Origin of the sequence: Actinoplanes utahensis (assembly GCF_016862455.1) — a bacterium.
In the GTDB taxonomy this organism is placed as follows: domain Bacteria; phylum Actinomycetota; class Actinomycetes; order Mycobacteriales; family Micromonosporaceae; genus Actinoplanes; species Actinoplanes utahensis.
Map to the genome: position 1 here is coordinate 48613 of NZ_BOMZ01000011.1, position 20561 is coordinate 69173.

Here is a 20561-nt window from a genome sequence, read left to right on the forward strand (position 1 = left end):
TGGCCCGCCTCTACAGCACCGAGCCGGCTCTGATCGCGGCCGGCTCGCATCTCCTGGTGGTCGCGACCGCACCCTAGGGTCGCCCGTCCGGACGGTTCTCCGGCCCCACAGCGGATGGCAGGATGGCGGCATGCTGGTCGTGTTCGCGCACAGCGGCACCGGTTCCACGGTCGCCACCCTGCACCGCGGCGACGGCGTGGTGCTGCAGTTGCCCGGCTACGACCGGAGGCACCGGGTGCCGCACGATCTGGCCCACTTCGCCACCGAACGCACGCTCGGGATGCCCGGCGGTGTCTTCGGCTCGATCGCCGCCGGCGCGGTCTTCTCCAACATGCGCCTGATGAGCGGCCATCCGCGCCACGACGCGGCCGCCCGCAGCAAACTGATCCTGGACGCCAACAAGCACGCGCTGAGTGTCGCCGAGGCCCTCGCCGGCGTGATCCACCACGCGGTCGAGACAGGCGTCCCGGATCAGGCGCTGCCCCTGGCCCGCAAGGCCTGGGATTCCCGGGAGACCGACGGCTTCCCGTGGACCGGCGACCAGGTCACCGGCGCCGTCCGCCTGCTGACCGACATGTCGGCCGAGTTCGAGGCCACCGGCACGGTCCGCGCCACCTGGCCCGCCGATCTCACGGCCGCCCCTCCCCCGCCGCGCGGCGTCAGGCGCGGCCGCCGCGGGCGCACCTGACGATCAGGACCGTCTTCCGGTACGCACCCGCGGGGCCCGAGGCGGTACCTATCTGACGTAGGTGACGGTGACGGTGCGGTCGATGGCGTCGCCCACGCCGTAGACGTACCACCTCGCGGCCCTGTCGCCGGTCTGGGCCAGCAGCCACTGGGCCGACCAGCGGGCGACCGTCTCGACGCCGACCGCCTGGCGGAGGGTCTGCGGCGAGGTGTCCGGCGCGGCGCCGGCCGGGTTCTGGACGTCGGTGATGCCGTAGTGGTTGGCGCCGGCGACCTCGATCAGCGCCTTCGGCCTGCCGGTGGTCACCCGGTAGGTGCTCTCGCCCTCCGCCGGGGTCGCGACGCCGTCGGCGAGGCCCTGGATGTAGCCGACCGGCACCGTGTTGGCCACCGGCAGGGCGACCGTGCCGCCGGTGGGGACGTTGTTGCCGCCGTAGGTGACGATCGCCTCGAGCTCGCTCGGCGCGGCCTCGGGAACCGTGCAGAACGGGATGGCGCAGCGGCCGGTGCTCAGGCTGAGCGCGGCCGCGGCGCCGAACGAGTGGCCGGCGATGACCAGCTCGTCCTCGCTGATCCGCTGGTGGAGCGGGGAGGTGGCGTCGGCGTCCTCGGCCGCGGCCCAGTCCACGGTCCAGCGGGCCTGCGCGCCCTCCGGGAAGAGGCCGCTCCGACCGAAGATGGTGCGGGAGTGGTTGGGCACGACGACGACGAAGCCGTACGCGGCGAGCTTCCTCGCGTAGGTGGAGTACCACGACTTGTCGACGTTGGCGCCCTGGAGCACGAGCGCGACCTTGAGCCGGTTGCCGTACCGCGGATGGTAGACGTCGGCGCTGTCGCCGTTGATCGTCGTGGCGTAGCCGGCGACCCCGTGATCAGCGAACCCGTGACCGGCTGCGGCCGGGGCGGCCGGCGCGGCCGTGGGCGGCGTGACGAGTGCCGTGACCAGGGCGGTGACCGAGATGACCGTCGCCGATCGTTTCCGATGACGGAACGATGTCACATTCATGGATACGGACTATGTCGATCAATGGGTACGCCGTCAAGGGGCCGGAATTTCTGCGAGGATGCCGAGGTGACTTCCGCATCCCGTTATCTCAGCGAGCGTATCGACCGCCCCGCCGACACGGTCTACGCGTTCGCCGCCGACCCGGCCAACCTGCCCCGGTGGGCGTCCGGCCTGGCCACGACGGTGACGAGGGAGGACGACCGCTGGGTCATCGGCGACGACGGCGCCGAACTGATCTTCACGCCGCGCAACGACCTGGGCGTGCTCGACCACTGGGTGCGGCCGCCCGGCGGCGCCGAGGTGTACGCGCCGATGCGGGTCATCCCGGACGGCGACCGCTCCGAGATCATGTTCACGTTGCGGCGCCTGCCGGACATGACCGACGAGGATTTCGACCGTGACGCGGAGAGCGTCCAGGCCGACCTGGCCCGCCTCAAGCAGGTGCTGGAGGCCGCCGGGGACTGATTGGCCCTCGCCGGGCCCGGTCCGGGCGGCGAGACTCGCAGGCATGGTCACGCTGTCATCGGTCCTCGCCGTCTCCGCGCTGGCGCTGGGCATGGTCCTCACCCCCGGCCCGAACATGATGTACCTGGTGTCCCGCAGCATCACCCAGGGACGCCGGGCCGGACTGGTGTCGCTGGCCGGGGTGGGACTCGGGTTCCTGGTCTACCTGACCGCCACCAACCTGGGGCTGTCGGTGGTGTTCGTGGCCGTCCCGGAGCTGTACCAGGCCATCAAGATCGCCGGAGCGGCGTACCTGGCGTGGCTCGCGTTCCAGACCCTGCGGCCGGGCGGCGCGTCGGTCTTCGAGCCGCGCCCGCTGGAGCCGGACTCACCGCGCCGGCTGTTCACCATGGGCCTGCTGACGAACCTGCTCAACCCGAAGGCCGCGGTGCTCTACCTGTCGCTGATCCCCCAGTTCGTCCGCCCGGAGAACGGTCACGTGATCGCGCAGGGCTTCCTGCTCGGCGGGGTGCAGATCGCCGTCAGCCTGGCCGTCAACCTGACGATCGTGGCGGCGGCCGGCGCGATCGCGGTGTTCCTGGCCCGGCGCCCGGCCTGGCTGCGGATCCAGCGGTACCTGATGGGCGGCGTGCTCGGCGTCATCGCGGTGAAGCTGGCCACCGACCGCAGCCGCCCCGCGCTCGCCTGAAACCGGCCGCGGGTGGATCGCCGGCGCGAGACAACCGCACCCACCTGTGGGCCCACGGCGCGCACGACGGCCGAAACGGCACACGGGTCAGCCGTACCGCCGCACGCTCGGAAGCGGTGACACCAGGCCGAGCAGAACCTGGAGGGCCGGGACCGCGACAGGACGGGCGCGTGCCCGACGGGAGAGCCGGATGAGATCCAGGTCACACTGAGGCAACCTCTGGTAGATCACCGGACACTGTCCGGTCGAGCCTCGTTCGCGCCCCTCCCGCCAGGGGGACGCGGACGGGGCCCCTCGCCTCCTGCGGCAGCCGGTCGCCCTCGGATAGACGGGGTTTAGCGCAGGCGTTACAGTCGGAGACCCTGGGAGCGCTCCCAGCACGGGTTCCCCCACTGCCGTTCCCCAGCGGCGGCCCGTGCCCATCCCTTGAGGTGATGACTCGTGAAACGCCGAACAGCAGCAATCCTAACCACGGCCCTGGCCGTGGCCGCAGCGTCGACCGCTGCCTTCTTCGCCCTTCCGGCGAACGCGGAGACGGCGGCGTTCACCGTCGCCAACACGTGGAACGGCGGATATCAGGGCGAGATCAAGGTCAGCAACACGTCGTCGTCGGCGATCACCACGTGGAAGGTCGAACTGACCCTCCCCGCGGGCTCGTCGGTCGGCCAGGCGTGGAACTCGACGCTCGCCACCTCCGGCAACACCTACACGTTCACGCCGGCCGGCTGGAACGCGACGATCGGGGCCGGCGCGTCGACCAGCTTCGGTTTCATCGTCAACGGCAACGGCCGCCCGACCAGTTGCCTGATCAACGGTCAGGCCTGCACCGGGACGACGACGCCGACCGGCCCCACCACGTCGCCGTCCTCGGCCTCACCGTCGGTACCGGCCTCGCCCTCGGCGTCGGTCTCCCCGTCGGTGCCGGTCTCACCGTCGGCGTCGGTCTCGCCGTCGGTGTCGGTCTCGCCGTCCACCAGCACTCCCCCGGCCACCGGCACCCCGGTGGCGGTCAACGGGCAGCTGAAGGTCTGCGGCACCAAGCTCTGCAACGAGAGCGGCAAGGTCGTCCAGCTCAAGGGCATGAGCACGCACGGCCTCCAGTGGTTCCCGAACTGCTACAACGACGCCTCCCTCGACGTGCTCGCCAACGAGTGGAACGCCGACCTGTTCCGCATCGCCATGTACGTGCAGGAGCAGGGTTACGAGACCAACCCGGCCGCCTTCACCGCGAGGGTGAACAGCCTGGTCGACGAGGCCTCCGAGCGCGGCATGTACGCGATGATCGACTTCCACATCCTCAACCCCGGCGACCCGGCCTACAACCTGGAGCGCGCCAAGACCTTCTTCCGTGAGGTCTCGGCCCGCAACGCCGCCAAGAAGAACGTGATCTACGAGATCGCCAACGAGCCGAACGGCGTGAGCTGGGCGCAGATCAAGGCGTACGCCGAGCAGGTCATCCCGGTCATCCGGGCCAACGACCCGGACGCCGTCGTGATCGTCGGCACCCGCGGCTGGTCGTCGCTGGGCGTCTCGGAGGGCTCGAACTCCTCGGAGATCGTCAACAACCCGGTGAACGCCTCGAACGTGATGTACACCTTCCACTACTACGCGGCGTCCCACAAGGACAACTACCGCGCCGAGGTGGAGCGGGCCGCGGCCTCGCTGCCGCTGTTCGTGACCGAGTTCGGCACCGTCACCTACACCGGTGACGGCGCGGTCGACACGGCCAGCAGCAACGCCTGGTTCAACCTCCTGGACCGGCTGCAGATCGGTTACGCCAACTGGACGTTCTCCGACGCGAACGAGGGCAGCGCGGCACTCAAGCCGGGCACCTGCAACGCCGGCACGTTCAGTGGGACGGGTTCGCTGACCGAGTCCGGGGCGCTGCTCCGGAACCGCCTGCGCGCCTGATGAAGCCGCCGGGTCCGCCTCCCTTCCACCGGGCGGGCCCGGCTCTTCGTTTCAGCACCGGAATCACTTATTGATAGCCCATACTTATATAAGCGTATTCTGATAGGGTGCCCTCGTGCATGCGTTCGACGTACTCGGCGATCCGGTCCGGCGCCGGATCCTCGAGCTGCTCGCCGAGGGCGAGCAGACCTCCGGCGCCGTGACCGCCGTCATCCGCACGGAGTTCGGCATCACCCAGCCGGCCGTGTCCCAGCACCTCAAGGTGCTGCGCGACAACGGTTTCGCCACCGTGCGCCCGGATGGGGCGCGCCGTCTCTACGCGGTCGATCACACCGCGCTGCGGCAGGTGGACGAGTGGCTGGCGCCGTTCCGGAGGTTCTGGGCGCCGCACCTCGCCGCGATGGCCACCGAGGTGGCCCGCGGCAAGCGCCTGCGGCGCCTGGCCGCCGGCGAGGAGCATCCCGACCTGAGGAGCGCGCGATGATCGACGTCAAAGAGCAGATCAGTGAGGTACGCCGTACGATCGGCGCCCGGACGCTCGAGGCCGGTGAGGCCCGGGTGATGACGATCAGCCAGGCCTACGACACCGACGTGGACGACCTGTGGGACGTCGTCACCAATCCCGAACGGATCCCCCGCTGGTTCCTGCCGATCTCCGGCGACCTGCGCGAGGGCGGGAGATACCAGTTCGACGGCAACGCCGGCGGCACGATCACCAAGTGCGACCGCCCCCGCGCCGTGGCCGCCACCTGGGAGTTCAACGGCGGGATGAGCTGGGTCGAGGTGCGGCTCACGCCGGAGGGCGACGGCCGCACCCGGTTCGAGCTCGAGCACGTGGCGCACGTCGACGACGAGCACTGGGAGCAGTACGGCCCGGGCGCGGTCGGCCTCGGCTGGGAGGGCGCCTTCTGGGGTCTGGCCAATCACCTCGCGACTCCGGACGCCCCGATCACCCCGGAGGCGGCGATGGCGTGGGCGGCCTCCCCGGACGGCATCGCGTTCATGCGGCTCAGCGCGGACGCGTGGGCCGAGGCGGACATCGCGTTCGGCACCGAGCCGTCGCGCGCCCGGGCGCAGGCGGAGAACACGTTCAAGGCGTACACCGGCGCATGACCGGCGAGGAACTGCTCGTCTACTGGACGACGCCGGGCGAGGTCGGCGCTTGACGTGAACCGAACTTGAGGTTCGATGCTGGGCGCATGGACGTCAACGCCTACCTCGACCGGATCGGGGCGCCGCGCACCGGATCGGCTGACCTGGCCCGGCTGCGCGCGCTCCACCACGCGCACCTCACCACGGTTCCCTTCGAGAACCTCGACATCCACCGGGGCGTACGGCTCTCACTCGCCCCGGAGGATCTCTTCGACAAGGTCGTACGGCGTGGCCGCGGCGGTTTCTGCTTCGAGCTCAACGGCCTGTTCGCGCTGCTTCTGGAGCGATCGGGTTACCGCGTCGACCGGGTCGCGGCCCGGGTTCCGGACGGTGCGCGTCTCGGTCCGCCGTCGCACCTCGCCCTGGTGGTCTCCGCTCCCGCCGAATCCGGAAGCCGGTGGCTGGCCGACGTCGGATTCGGTGATCACAGCGTCTACCCGCTGGATCTCACATCGCGGGCCGATCAGGACGATCCGGCGGGCCGCTTCGTGCTCGCCGACACTCCGGACGGGGACGTGGACGTGCTCCGGGACGGAAGATTGCAGTATCGCCTGGAGACCCGCGCCCGCGGCCTGGCCTTCTTCGAGACCATGTGCTGGTACCACCAGACGTCGCCGGACTCGCACTTCACCCGCAAGACCGTCTGCACCCGGCTGACCGCGCACGGCCGGGTCACCATCAGCGACCGCACCCTGATCGTCACCACCGGCGACGGCCGTTCGGAGACCCCGCTGGAGTCCGGCGCGCCCCTGCTCACCGCCTACCGTGACCACTTCGGCATCGACCTGCCCGCGGGCGCCGGGTTCCGCCCGCCCCACCACTCCTGACCTGTCCCGGAACGATGCCGGGGCAGGCTGCCACGGAACCGGCCGCCGGAGGGGGGCGTGCGAGGCCCCGCCCCGGCGCGGGCCGGGAACGGGGCCGTCACCGCCCTGAGGTCAGGCGAGCTTCTTGGACTTCTTGATCGCCTCGGTCAGCGCCTCGATCAGCGGGGCGGAACCGGCCCACGAGTAGATCGGGACGGACTGCCACGGGACGACCTGGTTCGCCTTGACGGCGGGCAGGGCGCTCCAGCCCGGCTTCGACGCCAGGTCGTTGGGCTGCAGGGCGACGCCGGCCCGGGAGTCGAGGAAGATGATGTCGGCGTGGTACTTGTTCGCGTTCTCCCAGCTCAGCGACTCGAAGTAGTCACCGCCGTCGGTCTTCTCCGGGACGATGATGTCGACGCCGAGCTCCTTGAAGTACATCAGGTCGGCGGACACCTTCGGGTTCGACACGTAGAAGATGTCGGCGGCTCCGGAGCCGGCCAGCACCTTGATGCCGCCGCTGGCCTTGGCGGCCGCGCTCAGGTCGGCGACGGCCTTCTCGAAGCGGGCCTTGGCCTCGGTCACCTTCGGCGCGCTGAGGTCGGCGCCCAGCGACTTGGCCAGGTCGGCGTACCGCTCGATCGGCTTGTTGAGCGGAACCCGGCCGACGGTGATGGTGGCGGCCTGGGCCACCTTGAGGATCTGGTCCTTGCTCTCGTCCGGCAGGTACCAGTAGGCGCCCGGGTCGTACATGTGGGTGATCAGCAGGTCGGGCTGCAGCGCGGCGTACTTCTCGACGGAGAACTCGCCCCACTTGTTGCCGATGATCTGGACCTTGTCGATGTCCAGCGTGCCGGCCTGCGGGTCGGCGGTGCCGTCGGCCTTCTTGGTCTCGCCGAAGACGCCCACGATCTTGTCCTGGAGGCCCAGGTCGGCGAGGGCGGCTGCGGTGCCGGTGAAGGCGACGATCTTGGAGGGGGTCTTGTCGGCCTTGAGCTCCTTGGGCTGGTCGTCGGTGAACGACCAGGGGCCGGCGGCGGCAGCGGGAGCGGCCGAGGACGAGGACGAACCCGTCTCCTCGTTGCCACCGCAGGCGGCGAGCAGGGCGCCGGCACCGACGGCGCCGCCCGCGGCCAGCAGGCCACGACGGGACAAAGAAAGCTGCGAGTACTTCATCTTCAAGTCTTTCTGGGGGGTACGACCGGTCCTTCGACCGAGTGAGATGGTTAGGCTAACCTAACGAGCCGAAAGCGCGTCAACAGGATCCGGATCACCACGGCGGGAGAACCACGCTGTCCACCATCGACACCCCCGTCGAGCAGGGGTTACGCACCACGGCGCCGGCCCGTCCCGGCAGCCGTACCTCCGCGCGCCTGTTCGGGCTCCTGATCGCCCTGCTGGCTCTGGCCGCGGTGACCGTGCTGAGCATCGGGTTCGGCGCCCGCTTCCTCTCCCCCGCTGAGGTGTGGAGCGGCCTGTGGGATCCGACGGCGGAGTCCTACCGGATCGTCCACGAGATGCGGCTTCCCCGTACCCTGCTGGGCCTGATGGTCGGCATGGCCCTCGGCCTCGCCGGCGCCGTCATGCAGGCCCTGACCCGCAACCCCCTCGCCGATCCGGGCCTGCTCGGCATCAATGCCGGCGCCTCGGCGGCGGTGGCCACCGCCGCCGTCTTCTTCGGCATCAGCACCTTCTTCGGGTACGTGTGGTTCGCGCTCGCCGGCGCCGCGGTGGTGACCGCGATGGTCTACGCGGTCGGCGGCGGCCGCTCGGCCACCCCGGCGCGGCTCGCGCTGGCCGGCGCCGCGCTGAACGCCACCCTCTACTCCTATGTGAGCGCCACCCTGCTGTCGGACACCGGCGCCATCGACAAGTTGAAGTTCTGGACCGCCGGCTCGCTGGCCAGCGCCGACTTCGCAACAGTCCAGCGGCTGCTGCCGTTCTTCGCGGCCGGTCTGCTGGTGGCGCTGCTGGCGGCCCGCCCGCTCAACGCGCTGTCGCTCGGCGACGACGCGGCCCGCGCGCTCGGCGCGAAACCCGGCGTGATCCGGGCCGCCGTGATGGTCGCGGTCACCCTGCTCTGCGGCAGCGCCACCGCGGCCTGCGGCCCGATCGTCTTCATCGGCCTGCTCATCCCGCACATGGTCCGCCCGATCACCGGCCCGGACCTGCGCTGGATGCTGCCCTACACGGCGGTGCTGGCGCCGGTGCTGCTGCTCGGCTCGGACGTGCTCGGCCGGATCCTCGGCAGCCCCGGCGAGCTCCAGGTCGGCACGGTCACCGCGGTCCTCGGCGGTCCCCTGTTCCTCTATCTCGTGCGAGCCGCGAAATGACCACTGTCGCAGTCGAACCGTCGATCGGCAGCCGGGTCGGCGTCCGGCCCCGCGCCGTGGTCGTCGGCGTCGCCGCCCTGATCGCCACCGTCGTCGTCGCCGTCCTCTCGCTCGGCACCGGCGAATTCCCGATCGCCCCGGCCGACGTGGTGAAGACCCTGTTCGGGCAGGGCACCCCGGCCCACGCCTTCATCATCAACGAGCTGCGGCTGCCCCGGCTGATCACCGCCGTCCTGGTCGGCGCCGCGCTGGCGGCCGGTGGCGCGGTCTTCCAGTCGCTGGTCCGCAACCCGCTGGGCAGCCCGGACATGCTCGGCGTCACGAACGGCGCGAGCACCGCGGCGCTGGCCGTGGTCATCCTCGGCGGCTCCAGCACGCAGCTCTCCGTCGCCGCGGTCGCCGGCGGCCTGGCCGCCACCGTGCTGATCCAGCTGATCGCCGGGCGGGCGCTGCACGGGTTCCGGTTCATCCTGGTCGGCATCGGCATGGCCGCGATCCTGACCGGCGTCAGCAGCTACCTGCTGACCCGGGGCGTGCAGATGGAGAACGCGCGGGCGCTGCTCTGGCTCACCGGCAGCCTCGACGGCCGCGACTGGTCGAACGCGATCCCGATGGCGCTGGCGCTGGCCGTGGTGCTGCCGGTGCTGCTGCTCGCCTGCGGGCCGGGACTGCGGATCCTGGAGATGGGCGACGACGCGGCGTCCGCGCTGGGGGTGCCGGTGCCGCTGCTGCGCAACGGGGCGCTGCTGTCGGCGGCCCTGCTGGTGTCGTTCGCCGCGGCGAGCGCCGGCCCGGTGCAGTTCGTCGCGCTGATCGCCCCGCACCTGGCGAAACGGCTCACCGGGGCGCCCGGACCGAACCTGCTGCCGTCCATCGCGGTCGGCGCGCTGCTGCTGACCGGCGCCGACTACCTGGCCCAGCACACCCTGAGCGACAACGTGCTGCCGGTCGGCGTGGTCACCGGCCTGATCGGCGGCGGCTACCTGGTCTGGCTGCTCACCACCGAACGCCGTGCCGGCCGGATCTGAGGCGACGATGAGAGACAGCGCGACAGGAGAGAACATGACGGGTCACACGCCTCGGCTCAGCGGCAGCGGGATGACGCTCGCCTACGACAAACGGGTCATCGCCGAGGAGCTGAGCGTCGAGATCCCGGACGGCTCGTTCACCGTCATCATCGGGCCGAACGCGTGCGGCAAGTCCACCCTGCTCCGCGCCCTGGCCCGGTTGCTGAAGCCGTCGGCCGGCACGGTGCTGCTGGACGGCAGGGACGTGCATTCCCAGCCCACGCGTACGGTCGCCAGGACGCTCGGCCTGCTGCCGCAGTCGTCGACCGCCCCGGACGGCATCACCGTGGCCGAGCTGGTGGCCCGCGGGCGCTACCCGCATCAGAGCATCCTGCGCCGCTGGTCGGCCACCGACGAGCGGGTGGTCACCGAGTCGATGGAGGCCACCGGAGTGGCCGACCTGGCCGACCGCCACGTCGACGAGCTCTCCGGCGGGCAGCGGCAGCGGGTGTGGCTGGCCATGGCGCTGGCCCAGCAGACGCCGCTGCTGCTGCTCGACGAGCCGACCACGTATCTGGACATCGCGCACCAGATCGAGGTGCTGGACCTCTGCGCGGAGCTGCACGAACGCCAGGGCCGTACCCTCGTCGCGGTCCTGCACGACCTCAACCACGCCGCCCGGTACGCGACCCACCTGATCGCCATGCGCGCCGGCCGGATCGTCGGCTCCGGGCAGCCGGGTGACGTGCTCACCGCCGCGCTGGTCGAGGACGTCTTCGGGCTGGCCTGCCGGGTGATCGACGACCCGGAGACCGGCACGCCCCTGGTCGTCCCGGCCGCCCGCCGCCGCAGCGGCGTGCCGCACCCGGCCCCCGCCGTGCCCTGACCCTCGGCCGGGCCGGTCCCCGCGCGGGGCGACTCACCCGAAGATCTGTCCCACCACGTGCGCGGCGATCGCCAGGGACGACGTCGCCGCGGGTGAGGGGGCGTTGCGGACGGCGGTGATCGGACCCATCCGATGGATCCGGAAGTCGTCGACGAGGCTGCCGTCGCGGTCCAGGGCCTGGGCGCGCACGCCGGCGCCGGCCCGCACCACGTCGGCCGCCCCGATCGACGGCACGTACCGCTGCGCCTCGGCCATGTACCGGCTCCGGGACAGCGAGCCGAGGACCTCCTTGACCCCGGTCCGCCAGTGCCGGCGGGCCATCCTCCAGGTGCCCGGCCAGGCGGCGATACCGGCGAGGTCAGGGATCGAGATCCGGGTACGGGTGTAGCCCTCCCGTGCGGTGGCCAGCACCGCGTTCGGGCCGACCTCGACGATCCCGGTCACCCGGCGGGTGAAGTGCACGCCGAGGAACGGGTACCGCGGGTCCGGAACCGGGTAGATCATGCCCCGGACCAGGTCCGCCTTCTCGTCGCTGACCCGCATGTACTCACCGCGGAACGGGATGATCCGCGGTTCGGCGGTGTCCCCGGCGAGCCCGGCGACCTGGTCGCTGTGGATGCCGGCACAGATGATCAGCCGATCGACGGTGACGCTCCGCTCCCCGGACGCGATCCGGATGTGCCCCTTGTCGCGGGCGATGGCGGTGACCGGGAAGCCGAACCGCACCTCCCCGCCGGCCGCGCGGATGTCCGCGGCGAACGCTTTCGCGACGCCGGGGAAGTCGGTGATCGCCGTCTCCGGCGAATGCAGCGCGGCCAGCCCGGCGGCGTACGGCTCGATGTCGCGGATCCCGGCCGGATCGACCCGGCGCAGACCGGGCACACCGTTCTCCCGCGCCCGTTTCTCCAGACCGTCCAGACGACCGAGCTCGTCCTCCCGGACCGCCACGACGAGTTTCCCGCACTCGTCGTAGGCGATCCCCCGCTCCGCGCAGTACTCGCGCAGCAGCAGCCGCCCTCGGGTGCACAGTTCGGCCTTCAGGCTGCCCGGCGGGTAGTAGATCCCGGCGTGCACCACCCCGGAGTTGTGCCCGGTCTGGTGCCGGGCGACCTCGGACTCCTTCTCCACGACCACGACGCGGGCGCCCGGCCGCCGCAGGGTGATCTCCCGCCCGATGGCGAGCCCGACGATGCCGGCCCCGATGATCCCGATGGTCTCGTCCGCCACGTGTGCCGCTCCTCACGAGTTCGCCCCACTCCAGCGTCCGAAGTGGATGCCGGAGATCCTGATCCCGCTATCGAACCGCACCGCCGCCACAGACTCCTCGCGGGACGGCTCACCCCGGCACGCGAAGGGTCACCGTGACGACCGTGCCGTGCGGCTCGTTGGGGCCGGCGGTGACCACGCCGCCGTGCTGGCCGGCCGTCTGCGCGACGATCGCCAGGCCCAGCCCGGAACCGGGCATCGAACGAGCGGCCGGTGCCCGGTAGAACCGGTCGAAGACGTGCGGCAGGTCCTCCGGGGCGATGCCGGGACCATTGTCGGCGACGGTGAGCACGCCGTCCTTCAGCCGGACCGTGACGGTGCCGCCGGGCGGGCTCCACTTGGCGGCGTTGTCGAGGACGTTCACCGCCATCCGCTCCAGTTCGCCGGGGCGGCCCAGCACGGTGACCGGGTCGAGGTCGGTGTCGAAGGTCAGTCCGGGCGCGCGGATCCGGACCCGGTTGATCGCGGCGGTGACCACCTCGGCGTACTCCACCTGCTCGATCGTCTCCCGGCTGCCCTCCTCGCGGGACAGCTCGACCAGCTCGGTCGTCAGCGTGGCCAGCTCACGGACCTGGGCGTCCAGGTCGGCGAGCAGCTTGACCCGCTCGTCCGGGGGGAGCCGGTGGGCCAGTTCCGGGCGGCGCTCGATCTCCAGCAGCAGCTCCACGTTGGTACGGATACTGGTCAACGGCGTCCGCAGCTCGTGCCCGGCGTCCTCGACCAGGGCGCGCTGGGACCGCCGGGAGGAGTCGATGGCGGTCAGCATGGCGTTCACCGAGCGGCCCAGCCGGGCGATCTCGTCGTCACCGGACACCTCGACCGGCCTGGTCAGGTCCATGGTCACGGCGACGTCCTCGACGGCGTCGGTGAGCCGGTCCACCGGGGCCAGCCCGGCGCGTGCGACGGTCCGCCCGAGCACCGCCGCCCCGCCGACCCCGGCCGCGCAACCGACCGCGAGCAGCACCGCGAACAGGGCCAGCACCCGCTCGTCCGGCCGGGGGTCGAGGCCGACCTGCACCGCTCCCCCGCCGTCGATCGGCACGGTGAGCACGTTGAACTCGCCCGGCCCGACGGTGATCTTCTCCTGGGTCTCGGCGTGCCCGGCGGTGGCGATCCGGACGGCGGTGTCGGTGACCGGCAGCCGGGTGGCGCTGCCGCCGACCACCGCGCCGCCGCCGTCGAGGATCTGCCAGCAGGGGCCGATCTCCTTGCCGTCCGGTCCGGGCCGGGCGCCCTGCGAGTCGAGCCACTGCCACGGGTTGTCGGCGATGGTCCGGGCGTCGGCGAGCAGCTCGGCGGAGATCTTGTCCTGCTGGATCTGCCGGACGGTCACCCAGGCACCGGCCGAGACGAGCAGCACCGCCGCCGCGACCGCGCCGGCGACCAGCAGGGAGAGCCGGTCGTGCAGAGTCCGGCTGCGCCACCAGGTCCTCACAGCGGCTCCTCCCGCAACACGAAACCGACGCCGCGGACGGTGTGCAGCAGTCGCGCCTCGCCCTCGGCCTCCAGCTTGCGCCGAAGATAGCCGAGGTAGACGTGCAGACTGTTCGACCCCTCGCCGAAGTCGTAACCCCAGACCTGCTCGAACAGCGCGCTGCGGGACAGCACCTGCCGGGGGTGGCGCAGGAACACCTCGAGGATCCCGAACTCGGTACGGGTCAGCTTCAGCGTCCGGTCGCCCCGCCACACCTCACGGGTCGTCTGGTCCATCCGGACATCCGCGAACTCGAGGAGATCCGCGGCCGACGTGGGCGCCGTGACCAGCGCGGACCGGCGTAGCAGAGCCCGGATGCGGGCCAGCAGCTCCTGCAGGGCGAACGGTTTGACCAGGTAGTCGTCGGCGCCCGCGTCGAGCCCGGCGACCCGGTCGCCGACGCTGTCGCGGGCGGTGAGCATCAGCACCGGCATCAGCACCCCGCCGGCGCGCAGCCGGCGGCACGTCTCCAGGCCGTCCATCCGGGGCATGCTCACGTCGAGGATCAGCGCGTCCGGCTCGCCGGCCCGCACCGCGTCGAGAGCCGCCAGGCCGTCACCGACGGTGTCGACCTGATAGCCCTCGAACCGCAGGGTACGGGCCAGCGAGTCACGCACGGCCGCGTCGTCCTCCACCACCAGGATCCGCATGGGCCTATTAAAGCCCGGCCGCGTCGAGCGCCGACTGCAGTGACTGCAGGTAACCGCCGCTGGTGTAGGTGGCGCCGGACACCGTGTCGATGTCCGCGCTCTGGGCCGCGAGGGTCTGTTCGATCAGCTTCGGGACGGCCCGCGCGCTGATCTCCTCGTGTTTCGGACTGCCGCCCGGACGGACCGGCACGGCGACCGAGGTGATCCTCCCGTCCGCGACGGTGATCACCACCTGGACGTCGCCCTCCCGGGTCGCCACGGTGGCGCCGCTGAAACTCTGCCCGGCGCCCACCGGCGCGACCGCCGCCGTCTCCACCACGGCGCTCTGGCCGGTGCTGGTCCGGTAACCGAACAGCAGGACCAGCGCGGCCACCGTGGAGATCATCCACAGCATGATTCGTCGCATCTCAGGGGCTCCGTTACCAGGCGAAGAGTTCGGTGTGGACGCGTTCCGGGCGTACCCCGGCGTCGAGGGCCGCGGCCCGGGCGGCGCCCGCCCACTCCTCGGGGCCGCAGATGTAGACCCGGGAGGCGGCGATGTGCGGCGCCACCCGGCGCAGGGCCTCGACGTCGCCGTGCGTGGCGAGCGACGAGGGCAGCCAGGAGGCACGGCCGGCGCGCGGCCCGGTCAGCGGCACCACCCGCACCCCGCGCCGGGACGCGAGCCAGTCCAGCTCGCCGCGGAACGCCAGGTCCTCCTCGCCGCGCGCCCGGTAGATCAGAGTGGCCTCGCCGTCGCGGTACGGCAGCTCGCCGAGCAGCGACAGCAGCGGTGTGATCCCGATGCCGCAGGCCATCAGGACCACCGGCTCCCCGGCGTAGGACTCCCCGGTCAGCTTGCCGTACGGCCCCTCGGCGAACACTCTCGTCCCCGGCCGCAGGGCCGCCACGCGGGAACTGCCGTCGCCCTGGCTCTTCACGGTGATCCGCAACTCGTCGCCGCCGGGCGTCGCCGACAGCGAGAACGGGTTCGACCGGGTCCAGCCGGGCCCGTTCAGGAACCGCCAGTGGAAGAACTGCCCGGCCCGCACCGGCAGCTCGGCGAGCCGCTCCCCGGTCAGATACACCGAGGTCAGGCCGGGACCTTCGGGCACCACGCGGCTCACGGTGAGGCGATGCCTGCGGTTGCGCCACACCGGCAACCCGATGCGGTACGCCAGGACGGCGCCTGCCGCGGCCAGGTACAACGTCCACCAGTACGCCCGCGCCCAGGCGGTGCCGGTGAAGTCCGCGCCGGCCCAGATCTGGTGCGGCAGCGCCAGGCCGACACCCAGGTAGGCGTACAGGTGCAGCAGGTGCCACGACTCGTACCGCAGCTTGCGGCGCGCCGCCCGCACCGAGGTGACCACGGCCATGACCAGGGCGAGGGTGCCCGCGGCGGCGAGGAGCATGCCGGGGTACGTCCAGATCAGGTCCCACAGCGTGGTGAGGGCGTTCGCGCCGGCCGCGTACCCGACGGTGATCGTGACGATGTGCAGCGTCATCAGCCAGAACGAGGTGAACCCGGTCAGCCGGTGCCAGCGGGCCAGCCGGTCCTGCCCGAACGCGCGCTCGACGAGCGGGATCCGGGCCATCAGCAGCACCTGGAGCAGCAGCAGGTCGGAGGCGTACAGGCCGGTCAGGCGCCCGATCGCGGTGATCGCGCCGGCGCCGGTGAGTTCTGCCGGGCCGCCGTTGCCCGCCCAGAGCACGGTGACGATCAGCAGGCTCAGCACGGCGGCGGACGCCCCGGCTCCGGGCCACCAGCGCGGGGTGGCGCTCCGTTCCCGGACAGGGGGCACAGCGGTAGCGGTCATGAGCGACAACCCTGACGGCGCTCCGTAAGACGGCCCCGAGTCGATCTTAAAGCTTGCCTAAGAACGGGGACGCGGATTTCAGAGTCACGGCACAGAGGCCGCACAGGATGCGGACAGCAACGTCCGGCGAAATGGAAACACCTGATGAACGACACCTGAAGGAAGCTCCCAGTGACCATGCTGCTCGCCGTAGTCGCCGACCTCGTCGCGATCACCGTCCTGACGTTCGGTGTCTACTTCCCCCGCCACCGCCGGCGTGACCTGGTCACCGCCTTCCTGGGCGTGAACATCGGCGTCCTCGCGGTCGCCGTCGTCCTGGGCGACACGGCGGTCGGCGCCGGTCTCGGACTCGGCCTCTTCGGCGTCCTGTCGATCATCCGGCTCCGCTCGGACGAGATCAGCCAGCACGAGATCGCGTACTACTTCGCCGCTCTCGCCCTCGGCCTGATCGCCGGTCTCGGCGACGTGATGGACGCCCCGCACCTCGGCCTGATGGCGCTCGTCGTCGCCGCGCTGTTCATCGGCGACCACCCGGCGCTGTTCCGCCGGCACCGCAACCAGCTGATCCGGCTCGACGTCGCGCACACCGACGAGGACGCGCTGCGCACCCACCTGGAGACGATGCTCGGCGGCCGGGTCACCACCGTGGTGGTCAAACAGATCGACATGGTCAACGACAGCACCCTGGTCGAGGTCCGCTGGGTCGCCGCCGGCAACCGGGCCCGGAACCTCGGCCCGCGGCTGGAGCAGGTGAACGCGCGATGACCGGCGCCACCCTGGCACACTTCGCCCCGATCGGCCTGGACGAGCTCGTCGGCGAGGCCGCGCTGCTGACCCGGCTGGACCGCAAGTACCTGCTGCCCGCGGACGCGCTGCCGAATCTGCTGGACCGGATGCCGCACGGCGTGCGGGAACTGGAGATCGACGGGCGGCGGACGTTCGGCTACCGCTCGGTCTACTTCGACACGGCCGGGTTCGACGCCTACCTGGCGGCCGCCCGCCGGCGGCGGCGCCGCTTCAAGGTCCGGATCCGGACCTATCTGGACAGTGGGCTCGACTTCGTCGAGGTGAAGACGCGCGGATCGCGGGGGGTCACGGTCAAGGAGCGGATCCCGTACGCGGGAAACGGTCGTGACCTGGGCCCGGAGGGCCGTGCCCATGCCGCGCGGACCCTGGCCGGCGCCGGGATCCTCCCGGCGGACCTGGATCTGCGGGCGGTGCTGGCCACCTACTACCACCGCACCACGTTGTACGTGCCGTCCACCGGCAGCCGGGTCACCATCGACACCGGCCTGGCCTGGCAGCTCACGGACGGCTCGACCGTCCACATGCCGCACTCGGTGATCGTCGAGACCAAGTCCGCCCGGGCCGCCTCCGGCGTCGACCGGCTGCTCTGGTCGCTCGGCCACCGCCCCTGTTCGATCTCCAAGTACGCCACCGGCCTCGCCGCGCTCCGCCCCGGCCTGCCCTCCAACCGCTGGCGCCCCGTCCTGAACAAGCACTTCGTGAAAGGGATCCGATGAGAATCCGCAAGAAGGTCCTCGCCGCCGTCAGCTCCCTGGTCCTGGCCACGGCCGTGCTGACCGGCTGCTCGTCCGCCTCGTCGTCCTCGAGTGAGGCCACCGGCACGACCCGGGTCGCCGCCACCGCCGCGGCCGTCGACGGCACCCAGAACGCCGCCGCCGTCCTCGCGGCGAACACGGAGGTGCACACCGCCGGGACCACCGGGTCCGGAACCACCGGGACCATCACGCTGACCGGGTCGTCGGCGACGTCGTCCGCGGAGGGCGTCGAGGTCGACGGCGCGACCGTCACCATCACGGCCGCCGGCGCCTACACGATCAGCGGCGAGCTGGCCGGGCAGATCGTGGTGACCGCCCCGGACGCCACCGTCACCCTGATCCTCGACGGCGCCACGGTGCGGAGCACGACCACGGCCGCGATCGCCGCCACCGCCGTGAAGGAGCTGGTCGTCGAACTCGTCGGCGACAACGTCCTCTCCGACACCTCCTCCTACGTCGACTCCGCGGAGGTGAACGCCGCCCTGTTCAGCGCCGGCCACCTGACCGTCACCGGAACCGGGAAGCTGACCGTCACCGGAACCGGCAACGACGGCGTCACCAGCAAGGACGGCCTGCTCGTGAAATCCGGGACGATCACCGTGACGGCAAAGGACGACGGGCTGCGCGGCCGCGACTACGTGGTGATCGACGGTGGGACGATCACCGTGACCGCGGGCGGCGACGGCATCAAGAGCGACAACGACGAGGACGCCGACGCGGGGTACGTGGCCGTGGCCGGCGGGACGATCCACCTGACCACCCAGGGCGACGGCATCGACGCGACCACCGACCTCGTCACCACCGGCGGGACGATCACGATCCTGGCCGGTGGCGGGTACACCGTGCAGCCCGCCGACGACGCCTCCGCCAAGGGTCTCAAGGCCGGGGTGATCGCCGTGCTGGGAGGCGGCGCCGCCACCGTGAACTCCTCCGACGACGCGGTGCACAGCGACGGCGCGGTGCACGTCGACGGCGCGAAGGTGACCGTGGCCAGCGGTGACGACGGGGTGCACGCCGAGGGACAGCAGATCGTCGACGCCGGCACGCTGTTGGTGTCGTCGGCGGTCGAGGGCCTGGAGGCGGCCGCGTTCGTGCTCAACGACGGCACGGTACGGGTGGTCTCCAGCGACGACGGCATCAACGGCGCCGGCGGTTCCTCGACCACGTCCGGCCAGGGCGGCGGCTGGGGCGGCGGACCCGGCGGCGGCGACCAGGTCGGCGACTTCTCGGTGACGGTGAACGGCGGCTCGCTGGTGATCGACTCCGGCGGTGACGGCCTCGACTCCAACGGCGTCGCCACGATCACCGGCGGCACCGTCGTGGTCGACGGCCCGGAGGGCGACGGCAACGGGGCGCTCGACGTCGACGGCGCCTTCACCGTGAGCGGTGGCACGCTGCTCGCCGCCGGCAGCGCCGGCATGGTGGTCACCCCGGGCGCCGACTCGAAGCAGGGCTGGATCTCCGCGACCCTGACCACCGCGATCGCCGCCGGCACCACCGTCCAGATCACCGACGGCAGCGGTACGGTCGTCGGCACCTACGTGACGAGCAAGAGCATCCAGAACATCACCTACTCGTCGCCGGAGATCACGACCGGCGGACAGTACACGGTGTCCACCGGCGGCACCGCCACCGGCGCCTCGACCGGCGGGCTGGCCACCGGCGGCACGCTCGGCTCGGCCACCACGGTCGCCACCGTGACCGCCGGCACGGCCCCCGCGGGCGGAGGTGGCCGCGGCCGCCGCTGACCCCGCTCGTCCGTCACACTCCCGAGGCCGTGCCCCGGGACCGGCGCCCCCTCCGCCGGTCCCGGGGTCACGGCTGCTTTCCGGCTGATCGGATTCTGACGGGGTGTGTCCGATCGCTCACCGATGTGAGCGTGCGACAAGGGTGCGGATGAGTATGCTGAGGCCGACCGTCATCACGGCATCCACAGAGGACAGTCGAGGTCCACGTGTCCGACGAAGTGACCGGCATCGACGGCGAGGGCGACGCCGGCGGCAGCGGCGCCACCGTCCGCCGGCTCCAGCTCGGCGCCCATCTGCGTGCCCTGCGCCAGGCCAAGGGCATCACCCGGGAGGCCGCCGGATATGTCATCCGCGGCTCCGAGTCCAAGATCAGCCGGATGGAACTGGGCCGTGTCGGCTTCAAGGAACGCGACGTCACCGATCTGCTGAAGCTGTACGGCGTGGCGGACCAGGCCGAGCACCGGCGGGTCCTCACCCTGGTCCGCGAGGCCAACGCGCCGAGCTGGTGGCAGGCCTACGGCGACGTCCTCGACACCTGGTTCCAGAACTATCTGGATCTGGAGCAGGCGGCCGAGCTGATCCGCACCTACGAGGTGCAGTTCGTGCCCGGTCTGCTGCAGACCGACGCGTACGCGCGGGCCGTGATCAGGCTCGGTCACGAGGCCGGCGGCCCCGCCGAGATCGACCGCCGGGCGCAACTGCGGATGGCCCGCAAGCAGGTCCTCGACCGGGCCGAGGCGCCCCGGCTGTGGGCGGTGCTGGACGAGGCGGTGCTGCGCCGCCCGATCGGCGGCCAGGAGGTGCTCCGCGAGCAGATCCGCTACCTGCTGAAGGTGTCCGAGTCGCCGCGGGTGCGGTTGCAGGTGATGCCGTTCGAGAAAGGCGGTCACGCGGCCGCCGGCGGGGCGTTCAGCATCCTGCGGTTCCCGCACGCCAAGCTGCCCGACGTGGTCTACATCGAACACCTCACCGGTGGCCTCTACCTGGAGCGCCGGGAGGAGGTGGACAAGTACGCGGCGGCGATCGGCCGGCTGTTCATCGAGGCGGAGCTGCCGCAGCGGACCCCGGAGATCCTCCGATCCCTCCTGGCGGAGCTGGACGCCCGCTCGTAACGCGCCCACGGG

The 20561-nt window shown here is 71.7% G+C and carries 21 protein-coding genes; 14 read left to right on the forward strand and 7 right to left on the reverse strand.

Features of this window, described 5'->3' with window-relative positions; genetic code table 11:
- Nucleotides 1–130: 130 nt before the first annotated feature.
- Nucleotides 131–688, forward strand: a complete 558-nt coding sequence (locus Aut01nite_RS02825) for a hypothetical protein (RefSeq protein WP_043533726.1) — start codon at nt 131–133, stop codon at nt 686–688.
- A gap of 48 nt (nt 689–736) precedes the next feature.
- Here the strand turns inward: Aut01nite_RS02825 and Aut01nite_RS02830 are convergent, their stop codons facing one another.
- Nucleotides 737–1693: an alpha/beta hydrolase gene (locus tag Aut01nite_RS02830; RefSeq protein ID WP_043533725.1), complete on the reverse strand. Its 957-nt coding sequence runs from the start codon at nt 1691–1693 to the stop codon at nt 737–739.
- A 66-nt stretch (nt 1694–1759) separates the two neighbouring features.
- Here Aut01nite_RS02830 and Aut01nite_RS02835 point away from each other — a divergent pair, with 66 nt between their 5' ends.
- From Aut01nite_RS02835 to Aut01nite_RS02860, 6 genes are all read left to right on the forward strand, one after another.
- Complete coding sequence (locus tag Aut01nite_RS02835; RefSeq protein ID WP_043533724.1) at nt 1760–2158, forward strand: SRPBCC family protein; 399 nt, start codon at nt 1760–1762, stop codon at nt 2156–2158.
- A 43-nt stretch (nt 2159–2201) separates the two neighbouring features.
- On the forward strand, nt 2202–2846 hold the full coding sequence (locus tag Aut01nite_RS02840) for a LysE family translocator (RefSeq protein ID WP_043533723.1): 645 nt from the start codon (nt 2202–2204) through the stop codon (nt 2844–2846).
- A gap of 483 nt (nt 2847–3329) precedes the next feature.
- Complete coding sequence (locus tag Aut01nite_RS02845; RefSeq protein WP_236643225.1) at nt 3330–4757, forward strand: cellulase family glycosylhydrolase; 1428 nt, start codon at nt 3330–3332, stop codon at nt 4755–4757.
- A gap of 115 nt (nt 4758–4872) precedes the next feature.
- The gene (locus tag Aut01nite_RS02850; RefSeq protein WP_043533721.1) at nt 4873–5241 is read left to right on the forward strand and encodes an ArsR/SmtB family transcription factor; all 369 of its coding nucleotides are present in this window, start codon (nt 4873–4875) and stop codon (nt 5239–5241) included.
- Entirely contained in the window at nt 5238–5870 is a 633-nt protein-coding gene (locus tag Aut01nite_RS02855; RefSeq protein WP_043533720.1) for an SRPBCC family protein, read from the forward strand. Before Aut01nite_RS02850 ends, Aut01nite_RS02855 begins: the two co-directional genes overlap by 4 nt.
- A gap of 86 nt (nt 5871–5956) precedes the next feature.
- Nucleotides 5957–6736 (forward strand): arylamine N-acetyltransferase family protein, encoded by a 780-nt coding sequence (locus tag Aut01nite_RS02860; protein WP_052164669.1) that lies wholly within the window; start codon nt 5957–5959, stop codon nt 6734–6736.
- A 111-nt stretch (nt 6737–6847) separates the two neighbouring features.
- Here the strand turns inward: Aut01nite_RS02860 and Aut01nite_RS02865 are convergent, their stop codons facing one another.
- Nucleotides 6848–7891: an ABC transporter substrate-binding protein gene (locus Aut01nite_RS02865; protein WP_043533819.1), complete on the reverse strand. Its 1044-nt coding sequence runs from the start codon at nt 7889–7891 to the stop codon at nt 6848–6850.
- 218 nt (nt 7892–8109) lie between these two features.
- Between Aut01nite_RS02865 and Aut01nite_RS02870 the strand changes: the two genes are divergently transcribed.
- The 3 genes from Aut01nite_RS02870 to Aut01nite_RS02880 are packed head-to-tail and all read left to right on the forward strand — an operon-like array spanning nt 8110 to nt 10941.
- Complete coding sequence (locus Aut01nite_RS02870; RefSeq protein WP_043533719.1) at nt 8110–9048, forward strand: FecCD family ABC transporter permease; 939 nt, start codon at nt 8110–8112, stop codon at nt 9046–9048.
- On the forward strand, nt 9045–10076 hold the full coding sequence (locus Aut01nite_RS02875; protein ID WP_052164667.1) for a FecCD family ABC transporter permease: 1032 nt from the start codon (nt 9045–9047) through the stop codon (nt 10074–10076). Before Aut01nite_RS02870 ends, Aut01nite_RS02875 begins: the two co-directional genes overlap by 4 nt.
- Nucleotides 10077–10110: 34 nt before the next feature.
- Entirely contained in the window at nt 10111–10941 is an 831-nt protein-coding gene (locus tag Aut01nite_RS02880; RefSeq protein ID WP_043533718.1) for an ABC transporter ATP-binding protein, read from the forward strand.
- 33 nt (nt 10942–10974) lie between these two features.
- Here the strand turns inward: Aut01nite_RS02880 and lhgD are convergent, their stop codons facing one another.
- The 5 genes from lhgD to Aut01nite_RS02905 form a co-directional block, all read right to left on the reverse strand.
- Nucleotides 10975–12168 carry an L-2-hydroxyglutarate dehydrogenase gene (gene lhgD / locus Aut01nite_RS02885; protein ID WP_043533717.1) on the reverse strand — a complete coding sequence of 398 codons (1194 nt, stop codon included), beginning with the start codon at nt 12166–12168 and terminating at the stop codon, nt 10975–10977.
- Between the two features lie 109 nt (nt 12169–12277).
- Nucleotides 12278–13642, reverse strand: coding sequence for a HAMP domain-containing sensor histidine kinase (locus tag Aut01nite_RS02890; protein WP_043533716.1), 1365 nt, complete (start codon nt 13640–13642; stop codon nt 12278–12280).
- On the reverse strand, nt 13639–14331 hold the full coding sequence (locus Aut01nite_RS02895) for a response regulator transcription factor (RefSeq protein WP_043533715.1): 693 nt from the start codon (nt 14329–14331) through the stop codon (nt 13639–13641). Before Aut01nite_RS02895 ends, Aut01nite_RS02890 begins: the two co-directional genes overlap by 4 nt.
- 7 nt (nt 14332–14338) lie before the next feature.
- Complete coding sequence (locus Aut01nite_RS02900; protein WP_043533714.1) at nt 14339–14737, reverse strand: FMN-binding protein; 399 nt, start codon at nt 14735–14737, stop codon at nt 14339–14341.
- A gap of 13 nt (nt 14738–14750) precedes the next feature.
- Nucleotides 14751–16127: a ferredoxin reductase family protein gene (locus Aut01nite_RS02905; protein ID WP_043533713.1), complete on the reverse strand. Its 1377-nt coding sequence runs from the start codon at nt 16125–16127 to the stop codon at nt 14751–14753.
- Nucleotides 16128–16304: 177 nt separating this feature from the next.
- Between Aut01nite_RS02905 and Aut01nite_RS02910 the strand changes: the two genes are divergently transcribed.
- From Aut01nite_RS02910 to Aut01nite_RS02925, 4 genes are all read left to right on the forward strand, one after another.
- Nucleotides 16305–16892: a DUF4956 domain-containing protein gene (locus Aut01nite_RS02910; RefSeq protein ID WP_043533817.1), complete on the forward strand. Its 588-nt coding sequence runs from the start codon at nt 16305–16307 to the stop codon at nt 16890–16892.
- On the forward strand, nt 16889–17650 hold the full coding sequence (locus Aut01nite_RS02915) for a polyphosphate polymerase domain-containing protein (RefSeq protein ID WP_043533712.1): 762 nt from the start codon (nt 16889–16891) through the stop codon (nt 17648–17650). Before Aut01nite_RS02910 ends, Aut01nite_RS02915 begins: the two co-directional genes overlap by 4 nt.
- Nucleotides 17647–19437: a carbohydrate-binding domain-containing protein gene (locus tag Aut01nite_RS02920; protein ID WP_043533711.1), complete on the forward strand. Its 1791-nt coding sequence runs from the start codon at nt 17647–17649 to the stop codon at nt 19435–19437. Before Aut01nite_RS02915 ends, Aut01nite_RS02920 begins: the two co-directional genes overlap by 4 nt.
- Nucleotides 19438–19655: 218 nt before the next feature.
- Complete coding sequence (locus tag Aut01nite_RS02925; protein ID WP_084000233.1) at nt 19656–20549, forward strand: Sco1979 family transcriptional regulator; 894 nt, start codon at nt 19656–19658, stop codon at nt 20547–20549.
- Nucleotides 20550–20561: the final 12 nt, after the last annotated feature.

What these genes read in the sequence shown, in the direction of transcription:
- Aut01nite_RS02830 (WP_043533725.1), bottom strand. Translation starts at nt 1,693, where the DNA reads ATGAATGTGACATCGTTCCGTCATCGGAAACGATCGGCGACGGTCATC.
- Aut01nite_RS02880 (WP_043533718.1), top strand. Translation starts at nt 10,111, where the DNA reads ATGACGGGTCACACGCCTCGGCTCAGCGGCAGCGGGATGACGCTCGCC.
- Aut01nite_RS02915 (WP_043533712.1), top strand. Translation starts at nt 16,889, where the DNA reads ATGACCGGCGCCACCCTGGCACACTTCGCCCCGATCGGCCTGGACGAG.
- Aut01nite_RS02865 (WP_043533819.1), bottom strand. Translation starts at nt 7,891, where the DNA reads ATGAAGTACTCGCAGCTTTCTTTGTCCCGTCGTGGCCTGCTGGCCGCG.
- Aut01nite_RS02860 (WP_052164669.1), top strand. Translation starts at nt 5,957, where the DNA reads ATGGACGTCAACGCCTACCTCGACCGGATCGGGGCGCCGCGCACCGGA.
- Aut01nite_RS02825 (WP_043533726.1), top strand. Translation starts at nt 131, where the DNA reads ATGCTGGTCGTGTTCGCGCACAGCGGCACCGGTTCCACGGTCGCCACC.
- Aut01nite_RS02875 (WP_052164667.1), top strand. Translation starts at nt 9,045, where the DNA reads ATGACCACTGTCGCAGTCGAACCGTCGATCGGCAGCCGGGTCGGCGTC.
- Aut01nite_RS02910 (WP_043533817.1), top strand. Translation starts at nt 16,305, where the DNA reads ATGCTGCTCGCCGTAGTCGCCGACCTCGTCGCGATCACCGTCCTGACG.
- Aut01nite_RS02920 (WP_043533711.1), top strand. Translation starts at nt 17,647, where the DNA reads ATGAGAATCCGCAAGAAGGTCCTCGCCGCCGTCAGCTCCCTGGTCCTG.
- Aut01nite_RS02900 (WP_043533714.1), bottom strand. Translation starts at nt 14,737, where the DNA reads ATGCGACGAATCATGCTGTGGATGATCTCCACGGTGGCCGCGCTGGTC.
- Aut01nite_RS02840 (WP_043533723.1), top strand. Translation starts at nt 2,202, where the DNA reads ATGGTCACGCTGTCATCGGTCCTCGCCGTCTCCGCGCTGGCGCTGGGC.
- Aut01nite_RS02855 (WP_043533720.1), top strand. Translation starts at nt 5,238, where the DNA reads ATGATCGACGTCAAAGAGCAGATCAGTGAGGTACGCCGTACGATCGGC.
- Aut01nite_RS02895 (WP_043533715.1), bottom strand. Translation starts at nt 14,331, where the DNA reads ATGCGGATCCTGGTGGTGGAGGACGACGCGGCCGTGCGTGACTCGCTG.
- Aut01nite_RS02905 (WP_043533713.1), bottom strand. Translation starts at nt 16,127, where the DNA reads ATGACCGCTACCGCTGTGCCCCCTGTCCGGGAACGGAGCGCCACCCCG.